Annotated in this window: 10 protein-coding genes and 1 pseudogene; 5 read left to right on the top strand and 6 right to left on the bottom strand. The window is 73.3% G+C overall.

Annotated features, from left to right (window positions below; genetic code table 11):
- The 5 genes from LE181_RS30425 to LE181_RS30405 form a co-directional block, all read left to right on the top strand.
- The coding region (locus LE181_RS30425) for a tetratricopeptide repeat protein (RefSeq protein WP_225664734.1) at window positions 1-1018 on the top strand (1018 nt) is incomplete at its 5' end.
- 3 nt (window positions 1019-1021) lie between these two features.
- Window positions 1022-2185 (top strand): protein phosphatase 2C domain-containing protein, encoded by a 1164-nt coding sequence (locus LE181_RS30420; protein ID WP_225664733.1) that lies wholly within the window; start codon window positions 1022-1024, stop codon window positions 2183-2185.
- A 117-nt stretch (window positions 2186-2302) separates the two neighbouring features.
- Complete coding sequence (locus LE181_RS30415) at window positions 2303-3658, top strand: vWA domain-containing protein (protein WP_225664732.1); 1356 nt, start codon at window positions 2303-2305, stop codon at window positions 3656-3658.
- Between the two features lie 22 nt (window positions 3659-3680).
- Complete coding sequence (locus LE181_RS30410) at window positions 3681-4712, top strand: FHA domain-containing protein (RefSeq protein WP_225664731.1); 1032 nt, start codon at window positions 3681-3683, stop codon at window positions 4710-4712.
- 76 nt (window positions 4713-4788) lie between these two features.
- On the top strand, window positions 4789-5193 hold the full coding sequence (locus LE181_RS30405; RefSeq protein ID WP_225664730.1) for a globin: 405 nt from the start codon (window positions 4789-4791) through the stop codon (window positions 5191-5193).
- 41 nt (window positions 5194-5234) lie between these two features.
- Here LE181_RS30405 and LE181_RS30400 read toward each other — a convergent pair whose 3' ends face one another.
- The 6 genes and pseudogenes from LE181_RS30400 to LE181_RS30375 form a co-directional block, all read right to left on the bottom strand.
- Window positions 5235-5933, bottom strand: a complete 699-nt coding sequence (locus tag LE181_RS30400; RefSeq protein ID WP_225664729.1) for a DUF8010 domain-containing protein — start codon at window positions 5931-5933, stop codon at window positions 5235-5237.
- A complete protein-coding gene (locus LE181_RS30395) occupies window positions 5930-6376 on the bottom strand; it encodes an acyl-CoA thioesterase (RefSeq protein WP_225664728.1) in 447 nt (148 codons plus the stop codon). The genes LE181_RS30400 and LE181_RS30395 overlap by 4 nt, the downstream gene beginning before the upstream one ends.
- Window positions 6377-6378: 2 nt before the next feature.
- Window positions 6379-8043: an energy-dependent translational throttle protein EttA gene (gene ettA / locus LE181_RS30390; RefSeq protein ID WP_225664727.1), complete on the bottom strand. Its 1665-nt coding sequence runs from the start codon at window positions 8041-8043 to the stop codon at window positions 6379-6381.
- A 171-nt stretch (window positions 8044-8214) separates the two neighbouring features.
- The gene (locus LE181_RS30385; RefSeq protein WP_225664726.1) at window positions 8215-9639 is read right to left on the bottom strand and encodes a Cys-Gln thioester bond-forming surface protein; all 1425 of its coding nucleotides are present in this window, start codon (window positions 9637-9639) and stop codon (window positions 8215-8217) included.
- A gap of 236 nt (window positions 9640-9875) precedes the next feature.
- A complete protein-coding gene (locus LE181_RS30380) occupies window positions 9876-10340 on the bottom strand; it encodes a single-stranded DNA-binding protein (RefSeq protein WP_225664725.1) in 465 nt (154 codons plus the stop codon).
- 150 nt (window positions 10341-10490) lie between these two features.
- Window positions 10491-10866, bottom strand: a pseudogene (locus tag LE181_RS30375) (ATP-binding protein); the annotation flags it as partial.

The raw sequence follows: 10866 nt of genomic DNA, 5'->3' as shown, positions 1-10866 counted from the left end.
CCAGGCGTCCCCTGCGGCCCGGGGCGTTCCCGCGGCCCAGGCGGCCCCGCCGGTGCCCGCACCGGCCGGTGCCGGGCTCGCCCGGCTCGACGCGCGGGCCGCCGCCCTGGCCCTTCCGCTGCCCCGCGTGGACGCGGCCGACCCGAACGCCGGGTTCCTCGCGGGCCTGCTCGCCTCGCAGCCCTCCGAGTTGTACGCCGCCCTGCAGGCGGCGCCGACCGAATCGGCGGAGCTGCGGCTGCGCCGGGTACGGGCCCAGCTGGAGCTCGGCGAGGACGGCCCGGCCGGGCAGGCGATCGGCGCGCTGGAGGCGGCCCGGCCCGACGACTGGCGCACCATCTGGCACCGCGGCGTCCACGCCCTGGCCGTCGGCGACCACGAGCGGGCCGCGCTGTCCTTCGACGCCGTCTACGACGCGTTCCCCGGCGAGCCCGCGCCCAAGCTGGCGCTCGGGGTGTGCGCGGAGGTGCTCGGACAGCTGGACAACGCCGCCGAGTACTACCGTCTGGTGTGGGCGACCGACCCGGGCTTCGTGAGCGCCGCCTTCGCGCTGGCCCGGGTGCGGCTGGCCACGGGGGACCGGGCGGGCGCGGTACGGGCCCTGGAGTCCGTACCGGAGGCGTCCATCCACTACACCGCGGCCCGGGTGGCGGCGGTGCGGGCCCGGCTGCGGCAGCGCTCGGCGCGCGAGCCGCTGCTGACGGACCTGCAGGCCGCCGCCGGGCAGGTGGAGCGGCTCGCGGACTTCGGGCTGGACGCCGTGCGGCGCGAACGGCTGTCGACGGAGGTGCTGGGCACGGCGCTGGACTGGGTGCTCTCCGGCGGCCAGGGCGCCCCCGGCGGCCCCGCCGCGCCCCCGGGTCCGGGCGTGCTGCTCGGCAGCCCGCTGGACGAGCGGGGGCTGCGGTTCGGGCTGGAGCGCTCGTACCGGGTGCTCGCGCGGCTGGCCCAGCGCGGTGAGGAACGGATCGAACTGGTGGAGCGGGCCAACCGTTACCGCCCCAGGACATGGGTGTGATCGATGTCGCAACTGCCCCCCCAGCTGACGGCGTGCCCCGTCTGTCACGAGCCGCTGGAGCCGGCCGACAACTTCTGCGGAGGCTGCGGAGCGGACCTCGCGGCGGTGCCGCCCGCGCCCGGCGGGTCGCGGGCCGACGACGCGTGGCGGCAGCCGGACACGCCCGTGGGGCGGGGGGCGGGCGACTACCGCCTCGCCCCGCCGGCCACGGCCGTTCCCGCGCAGTCACCGCCCTGCGCGGGCGCGGGCGGGACGTGCGCGGCCTGCCGGTCGGGCATGATCGACAACGACGGGTACTGCGAGCACTGCGGACATGCACAGCCGCGCGAACGGGATCACATGGAGCACGAGTCGGCAGGCGTCGCGGCGGTCACCGACCGCGGCCTGCGCCACCACCGCAACGAGGACGCGTACGCCGTGTCCACCACCGACCTGCCCGGGGGCCGTCCGGCCGTCGTCGCGGTCGTCAGCGACGGCGTGTCGTCCGCGGCGCGTCCAGACGAGGCGTCAGCGGCCGCCGTGGCCAGCGCGCACGACGCCCTGACGGAGGCCCTGGCACAGGGCGCGGCCCCCCGCGAGGCCACCCACCGGGCGATCGTGCGGGCCGCCGAGGCCGTCGTCGGCCTGGTCACGCCGGGCCACGAGGCGCGCGAGCACGACCGCTACCGCCAGGAGAACGCCCCCGCCTGCACGATCGTCAGCGCCGTCGTCACCGGCGACCTGCTGACCGTCGGCTGGGTCGGCGACAGCCGCGCCTACTGGGTGCCCGACGACCGCGGAACCCAGCCGGCCCGGCTGACCGAGGACGACTCCTGGGCCGCCCAGATGGTCGCCGCCGGGCTGATGTCGGAGGCCGAGGCGTACGCGGACGAGCGCGCCCACGCCATCACCGGCTGGCTCGGCGCCGACGCCTACGAGGTCGAGCCGCACACCGCCTCGTATCACCCGGACCGGCCGGGCGTGGTGATCGTCTGCACCGACGGCCTGTGGAACTACGCCGAATCGGCCGAGCAGATGGCGGCCGTCGTGCCGCCCGACGCCCGCGCGCGGCCGCTGGAGTGCGCACGCCGTCTGCTGTCGCACGCCCTGGACGGAGGGGGCCACGACAACGTAACAGTGGCCGTACTGCCGTTCCCCGCGCGGCCGGAGGGGGCAGGATCGGCCTGACGGCCCGAGCACGTCCAACGGGGGGAACGTACGCGGCGCCATTCCGTCCGGCGTCGCGCGCCTGTCCGCCCCACCGCACGCCCATGTGACCACGTGGAGTACGAAGGAGCGGATCAGATGGCCAACTTCGCCAAGGCGAGCGTGCCGCAGTTCGCGGTGGAGGTGTACCAGAACGTCCACCTGCCCGAGGGCGGCCGCGAGGTCAACGCGGTGGTCACCGTCACCGCCACCGGCGGCGCCGGCGAGCCGGTGCCGCAGCCGTCCCGCTCCCCCGGCTCCGTCGTACTGAACGGCCGTTCCCCCGACGCGGCCGTGGTCATCATGGTCGACTGCTCCGGTTCCATGGACTACCCGCCCGCCAAGATGCGCAGCGCCCGGGAGGCCACGGCGGCCGCCGTCGACGCGCTGCGCGAGGGCGTCGCCTTCGCCGTCGTCGCCGGCACCCACCAGGCGCGCGAGGTCTACCCGGGCGGCGGACGGCTGGCGGTGGCCGACGCCGTGACCCGGGGGCAGGCCAAGGAGGCGCTGCGCAAGCTCAGTCCCGGCGGCGGCACGGCGATCGGCACCTGGCTGCGCCTGGCCGACCGGCTGCTGGCCTCCTCCGACGCCTCGATACGCCACGGCATCCTGCTCACCGACGGCCGCAACGAGCACGAGGAGGCGGACGCGCTGCGGGCGTCGCTGGACGTGTGCGCGGGCCGGTTCACCTGCGACGCGCGCGGGGTGGGCACGGACTACGAGGTCAAGGAGGTCATGCGGATAGCCTCCGCACTGCTGGGCACCGCCGAGATCGTCGCCGATCCGGCCGGGCTGGCCGCGGACTTCACGCACATGATGGAGGCCGTGATGGGCAAGGAGGTCGGGGACGTCTGCCTGCGGCTGTGGACGCCGCTGGGCGCCGAGGTGCTGTTCGTCAAGCAGTGCGCCCCGACCGTGGAGGAGCTGACCGGCCAGCGCCAGGAGGCCGGGCCGCGCGCCGGGGACTACCCCACCGGCTCCTGGGGCGACGAGTCCCGCGACTACCACGTGTGCATACGGGTGCCGAGCGCCGCCGTGGGCCGGGAGATGCTGGCCGCCCGGGTCTCGCTGGTGCTGCCGGCGCCGGACGGCTCGCCGGCGCAGGTGCTCGCGCAGGGGCTCGTCCGGGCGGTGTGGACGGACGACGTGGTGGCCTCGACCTCCATCAATCCGCAGGTCGCGCACTACACCGGCCAGGCGGAGCTGGCCCAGGCCATCCAGCAGGGCCTGGATCTGCGCAAGGCCGGCGACATCGACGGGGCCACCGCCAAGCTCGGCCGCGCCGTGCAGCTGGCCAGCCGTTCCGGCCACGAGGCCACCGCGAAACTGCTCGCCAAGGTGGTGGACGTCGTGGACGCGGCGAACGGTACTGTGCGGCTGAAGGCGAACGTCTCCAAAGAGGCGGAGATGACCCTGGAGACTCGCTCCACCAAGACCGTTCGCGTCAAGAAGTAACGCAGAGGGGGAATCGACCGACATGCCGACCTGCCCGAACGGCCACCAGTCGGAGGCCGACGACTGGTGCGAGGTGTGCGGCCACCGGATGGCGGGGGCCGCCGTGCCTCCCGGGGCCGTCCCCCCGCCGCCCTCCGTGCCGCCCACCGCGGGCGCCGGAGGCTACGGCTACCCCGGCGGCGACGCCACGGTCCAGGCGGAGCTCTGCCCGCAGTGCCGCACCCCGCGCGAGGCGCAGGCGCCGTTCTGCGAGGAGTGCCGCTACAACTTCCTGACCCGGTCGGCGAACCCGTACGCGCCGCCGCCCCCGCCGGCCCAGGGCCTGCAGTCGGCGCCGCCGCCCCCGCCGCAGCACACCCAGCCGCCGCAGAGCTTCGACTACCACGGCTCGCGGCCGTCCCGGATCAACCGCCCGGCCGAGCCGCTGGCCCCCCAGGGCCCGCCGCAGACCTTCGGCGGCGAGGACGACTGGGTGCTCTCCCCGCCGGCCCCGGCCCCGTCCGCGCCGCCCGCCTCGCCGAACCCGTACGCCTACGAGCCCTACGAGGCGCCCGAGCCGTACGGGTCGTACGAGCACCAGGGCGCGCAGCCGGCCGCCGAGGGAGGGCCGCGGCCCGTGCCGCCGCAGCCCTCCGCGCCGGCGCCGGCCGCGGGCTGGACGGCGTACGTCGCGCCCGACCGCGAGTACTTCCTGTCGATGATGAACCGCAGCGGGCCGGAGGCCGCGGGCCTGAACCTGCCCGCCTACTCGCCGGAGCTGCAGTTCCCGCTGAGCGGCCGGCAGGTCACCATCGGCCGCCGCCGGCACAGCACGGGCGAATCGCCCGACATCGACCTCTCGCGTCCGCCGGAGGACCCGGGCGTCTCGCACCAGCACGCGATGCTGGTGCAGCAGCCCGACGGCGGCTGGGCGGTGGTCGACCAGGACTCCACCAACGGCACCACCGTCAACGGTTCCGAGGACCCGATCCAGCCCTACGTGCCGGTCGCCCTGCAGGACGGCGACCGGGTGCACGTGGGCGCCTGGACGACGATCACGGTCCGGCGGGGCTGAGGCGGGAGGCGGCCGGGCGGGGGCCGGGGGTCCTAAGCCGCCGGTCCTCGGCCGGGTGGTCTGAGACCATGGAAGCGTGATTGAGATTCCGCGCGGCACGCTTCAGGAACAGACCTTCTACGAGCAGGTCGGCGGCGAGGAGACCTTCCGGCGCCTGGTCCACCGCTTCTACGAGGGGGTGGCCGGCGACCCGCTGCTGCGGCCCATGTACCCGGAGGAGGACCTGGGCCCGGCCGAGGAGCGCCTGGTGCTGTTCCTGATGCAGTACTGGGGCGGCCCGCGCACCTACAGCGACAACCGCGGTCACCCCCGGCTGCGGATGCGGCACGCGCCGTTCACCGTGGACCGCGCCGCGCACGACGCCTGGCTGCGGCACATGCGGGAGGCGGTGGAGGAGCTGCGGCTCGCCCCCGGGCTGGAGACGCAGCTGTGGAACTACCTGACGTACGCCGCCGCCTCGATGATCAACACGGAGGGCTGACGGCGGCGCCGGGAACGGGGAAACGCACCGGGGCGGGCGGCTCAGGCCGGGGTGACCGTGAGGTCCCGCAGGCCGCCGCCCGTGCTGACGGCGATCGAGCCGTAGGGCGTGCGCAGGCGCAGCCAGCCCCGGGCCGTGAAGAGGACCGGCGGCTCGGCGGCGCCGTTGCCCGGGCGGGGTCCCCGCAGGAAGCCCAGCGACTGGGCGGCGTGCACCGCACGCAGCGGCAGCCCGGTGTCACCCAGGGTGCGGGACCAGATCTCCCGGCCTATGCGGTCGCGCTCGGCGCGGGTGCGGCGCTGCTCGGGCAGTGCCTCGTCCCGGGCGCGGAACTCCGCGACGGCCGCGGCGACCGCGCCGCGCACGGCCTCCGGGCCGGGGAAGCCCTCGACCCGCTGCCAGCCGCCGCGCGGCGGCAGGACGCCGGCCCACGGCGGGCCGGTGACGCTCTCGGGGACGCCGATCTCCACGCCGTTGCCCGGCACCGGCCGTCCGGCGTCCAGCTCGTCGGTGAGCCGGCCGGCGGAGACGGTGACGTCGAGCGGGCCGGTCTCCTCGGCCAGGCGGGCCGTGCGGACCGCGAGGACCTCGAAGGACGGCGGCCGGCCGAAGACGGCGAGAACGCCGCCGCCGGCCTGGAGCCGGACCGCGGCGGCCCGGTCGTAGTGGATCAGCCGGGCCAGGAAGGCGGCCAGGTCGGCCGCCTCCCCGGCGTCGGCGAAGCGCAGCCGCTGCGTCATGCGGCGACGGCCTCCTCGGAGCCCGTGGGCTCGGCAGGTTCGTCAGCGAATGTCTTCAGCAGATCCTTCTCCTCGGCGGTGACCCGCCGGGGCCGCCCGGAGGCGAGGTCGAAGGGGACCACGACGGTGCTGGCCCGCACGTAGACCTGCTCCGCGTCCTTGACCTCGTAGGAGACGGTCATGGAGGCGGCGCCGACCTTGGTCACCCACGTCTCGACGGTCACCGGCTCGGCACGGTGGACCAGCGGGCGGAGGTAGTCGATCTCGTGCCGGGCCACGACGGAGCCGTCGACGAAGGAGCCTTCGCCCGCCTTGAGCCGCAGTTGGTGGATGAGGTCGATCCGCGCCTCTTCGAGGTAGCGGAGGAAGACCGCGTTGTTGACATGGCCGTATGCGTCCATGTCGGACCAGCGCAGGGGGCAGGAGTACTGGTGGCGTGCCACGGTCAGCCCCGGGTGAGCTTCTTGTAGGTGGCGCGGTGCGGACGGGCCGCGTCCGGGCCGAGGCGCTCGATCTTGTTCTTCTCGTAGGACTCGAAGTTGCCCTCGAACCAGAACCACTTCGAGTTGCCCTCGTAGGCCAGGATGTGGGTGGCCACTCGGTCCAGGAACCAGCGGTCGTGGGAGACGACCACTGCGGCGCCCGGGAAGTCGAGCAGGGCGTTCTCCAGGGAGGAGAGGGTCTCGACGTCGAGGTCGTTGGTGGGCTCGTCGAGGAGGAGCAGGTTGCCGCCCTGCTTGAGGGTGAGCGCCAGGTTGAGGCGGTTGCGCTCACCGCCGGACAGGACGCCGGCCGGCTTCTGCTGGTCCGGGCCCTTGAAGCCGAACGCGGAGACGTAGGCGCGCGAGGGCATCTCGACCTGGCCGACGTTGATGTAGTCCAGCTCGTCGGAGACGACGGCCCACAGCGTCTTCTTGGGGTCGATGTTGGCGCGGCTCTGGTCGACGTAGGAGATCTTGACGGTCTCGCCGACCCGGATGGAGCCGGAGTCCGGCTTCTCCAGGCCCTGGATCATCTTGAACAGGGTCGTCTTGCCGGCGCCGTTCGGGCCGATGACGCCGACGATGCCGTTGCGCGGCAGGGTGAAGGACAGGTCGTCGATGAGGACCTTGTCGCCGAACGCCTTGGAGAGGTTGTTGACCTCGACGACGACGGAGCCCAGGCGCGGGCCCGGCGGGATCTGGATCTCCTCGAAGTCCAGCTTCCGCATCTTGTCGGCCTCGGCGGCCATCTCCTCGTAACGGGCGAGACGGGCCTTCGACTTGGCCTGGCGGCCCTTGGCGTTGGAGCGGACCCACTCCAGCTCTTCCTTGAGCCGCTTCTGGCGCTTGGCGTCCTTCTGGCCCTCGACCTTCAGACGGGCGGCCTTGTTCTCCAGGTAGGTGGAGTAGTTGCCCTCGTAGGGGTGGGCGCGGCCGCGGTCGAGCTCCAGGATCCACTCGGCGACGTTGTCGAGGAAGTACCGGTCGTGGGTGATCGCCACGACGGTGCCCGCGTACTTGGCGAGGTGCTGCTCCAGCCAGTTCACGGACTCGGCGTCGAGGTGGTTGGTGGGCTCGTCGAGCAGCAGGAGGTCGGGGGCCTCCAGCAGCAGCTTGCAGAGCGCGACGCGGCGCTTCTCGCCACCGGAGAGGTTGGTGACCTGCCAGTCGGCGGGCGGGCAGCCCAGCGCGTCCATGGCCTGCTCCAGCTGGGCGTCGAGGTCCCAGGCGTTGGCGTGGTCGAGCTCCTCCTGGAGCTTGCCCATCTCGTCGAGCAGGGCGTCCGAGTAGTCGGTCGCCATGAGCTCGGCGATCTCGTTGAAGCGGTTGAGCTTGCCCTTGACCTCCGCGACGCCGTCCTCGACGTTCTCCAGGACCGTCTTGGACTCGTCCAGCTTCGGCTCCTGCATCAGGATGCCGACGCTGTAGCCGGGCGAGAGGAAGGCGTCGCCGTTGGAGGGCTGCTCCAGGCCGGCCATGATCTTGAGGACGGTGGACTTACCGGCGCCGTTGGGGCCGACCACACCGATCTTCGCACCGGGCAGGAAGCTCAGCGTCACATCATCGAGGATGACCTTGTCGCCGTGCGCCTTGCGCGTCTTGCGCATGGTGTAGATGTACTCAGCCAAGAGAAACCGTCCGGCAATCGAGAAGGGCCAATGTGCGGCTCCGCCGCGTGAGGGCAGATACACCCCATCTTGCCGTACGGGAAGCCCTGGGCGGAAACGCGTTGCATCCCGGCGGGCCGGTGACCGGAGCGCCGCCCCGGTCACCGGTCGTGCACCGGGCGTCACGCGCCCTTACTGCCCTGCGGTGTTCTTCCGGCGGAGGAGGAAGACGGCGCCGCCGCCGACCACCATGAGCGCGATGGCGACGCCCGCGATGACGGGCGTGGCGCTGCTGCTGCCGGTGTTGGCGAGGTCACCGCCCGTGGTGGAGCCGGTGGAACCGCCGGTGGTGGCGGCCGGGGCGCTCGGCGAGGCCGAGGGGCCGCCGGTGCCGCCCGCGGCACCCGAGCCGCCGGTGGTGCCGGTCTCGGCGGTCTTGCAGTCGAGGATGCCGGAGAACGTCTTGGAGAAGCCGTTCGGACCGGTGACCGTGATCTTGTACGCCTGGTCCTCGCCGACCTTCACCAGGGTGGTCTCGGAGCCGCCGGGCTTGAGGGTGTGCTTCTTGCCGTCGAGCTCGAAGGTGAAGGGCTGGTCGCCCTTGTTGTCGGCGGTGATCTCCACGCCGCCCTTCTCACAGCTCTTCCTGGCGGTCAGGGCCGGTATCGCACCCTTGGCGGCCCAGGTGGCGGTGGCGGTGGCGGAGACGGTGCTCTCGCTGGAGCCGGCCAGGATCATCGTCTGGGTCCGGGTGTGGTCGCCGATGAAGGCGCGGCCGACGGGGACCTTGGTGGCGGCGGTCGCCTTGAGCGAGGCGGAGCCGTCGGGGGTCCCGGCCGGCACGTCGAAGTAGAGCTCCCCGCCGTTGACCGTGGAGGTCAGCGGCTTGCCGGCCTTGTCGACGACCTGCACCTTCCTGGCGGCGGCGTCCCCGGTGGGGGCGACGGTGACGCTGCCGGCGTTGGTGTGCACGGTGACCGGGCCGATGCGCTGGCCGGACTTGCCGGAGACGGCCGGCGGGGTGAGCGACAGGGACGCCTTGGGCTCCTCGACGTTCTCCGCGCTCTTGGTGAGGTAGTCCGCGAGCTTCTCGGCGGCGGGGCTCTTGGCGTCGACCTTGACGTGGTCCGAGTGGCGCCAGATGGCGACCTGGGTGCCGGCGGCCGCGGTGTTCGCGTCCAGCTTGTCGGCGCCCGCCGCCTTCGCCAGCGCGGCGAGGTCGTTGACCTGCGGGTAGGAGTGCTGCAGGATCCAGCGGATCTTCCCCGCGTCGGCGTTGTTGTGCAGGGACGACTCGCTCCAGCCCGCCTCCTTGTACTTCGCGCCGCCGACGGTGTTGGTGAGGATGTCGATGCAGTACGTCTGCAGCGTGCCGCCGCCGTCGACCTTCATCTCGAACAGGCCGGCCATGACGTCCCCGGTCTTGCGCCGGTCCTGCACGACGGCCCCGCCGCCGGCCGTGATGCGGCCGAGCGTGGCCGTCACGCCGCCCTGGTTCTGCGGCGCCTCGTCCGCGGCCGCCGGACCGGCCAGCGCGACCGTGCCGCCGAGTGCCAGACCGGACGCGAGGATCGCCGATGCAAGGCGCGCGGCGCCCCGCCCCTTTACAGAGTTCATGGATTTCCTTTCGAGGGGGCACGGCCATCACAAGATCAGGTGCAGACCACTGCGGACGCGCCCCGCCGGGCAACTCAAAACTCAGAAGCCCCCGTTGCTATGCACGGGATCCTAAGGAGCGGGCGCAACGTGATCCCCGAAGATGCGTTCGCACTACCGATCCGAATCGGAATCGTTATCGCATAGGCGTATGAGCCCTGGAATTATCGATAAATCCCCGGGACAAATGCCTCATTTCAGAGGGATGGTGCCGCCCCCGCCACGTCCCGTTCCGCCGAAGCCCTCGTCGGAACGGGGGTCGCGACGGGGGTCGCGACGGGCGTCACCGCCTGCGCCGCGGCCGGGGACACCCGACGGAATGCCGAGGTGCCACGCGCCAGATCGTGCCCGATCGACAGGGCGTCAATGTCCGCCGAGAGCCAGCGTTTTCCTTCGCGCTCCTGCTCCTGAATTCTCAACTTTCCTTGGACGATCAGAGGTTCACCGACCGTCACCGACCCGACCACATTCGCCGCCAGGGCGCGCCATGCCCACACTGTGTAAAAGCTCGTGTACGCATCCGTCCATTCCGCGCGCTCCCGGTCCCAGCGGCGTACGGTCGCCGCGAGCCGGAAGCGGGAGACCGCCGCGCCGTTCGCCGCCTCGCGGAAATCCGGCGGCGTGGCCACGTTCCCCACGACCGTCACCAGCGTCTCGTTCATCGAAAACCCCTCCCCCGTCGGCTGATGACCCCATGGTGCCCCCGATCGCCGGAGCCCGCCGGGCCCTGTGGACGGACGCCCGGTTGTGGACAACTCCGTCACCCGCAGGGGTGCATCAGCCCCCAGGGGCGCATCGCCGCGGCGGGCCGGCTACGCCTCGCCCGCCGCGATCACGAACTGCGCCCGGACCTCCCGGTACCGCAGCAGCTCGGCCGCCACCGGCTCCAGCACCCGCGCCCGGCCGCACCCGGCGGCCGCCCCGCGCAGGCGGCGTTCGGTCTCCAGCCCGTAGCCCCGCGCCGGGCCGCGCGCCGCCAGGCGGCCGCACCACGCCAGCACCGGCCCGGCGAGGCTGCCGCCCGCCAGCAGGGCGCCCGGCACCCACCACGGGCCGGCGAACTCGCCCGCCAGCAGGCCGCCCAGCCAGACCAGGCCCAGCAGCTGGAGCGCGGACAGCACCCCCTGTCCCGCCGCGATCGCCGCCCACCAGCGCGGACGCCCCGGCCTCGGCCCCGCGCCCCCGCGG

Source organism: Streptomyces sichuanensis (assembly GCF_020328095.1).
GTDB classification, from domain to species: Bacteria; Actinomycetota; Actinomycetes; order Streptomycetales; family Streptomycetaceae; genus Streptomyces; species Streptomyces cinnamoneus.
Note: the sequence above shows the minus strand (reverse complement) of the source record. Positions and strands in the feature narration are given on the sequence as shown.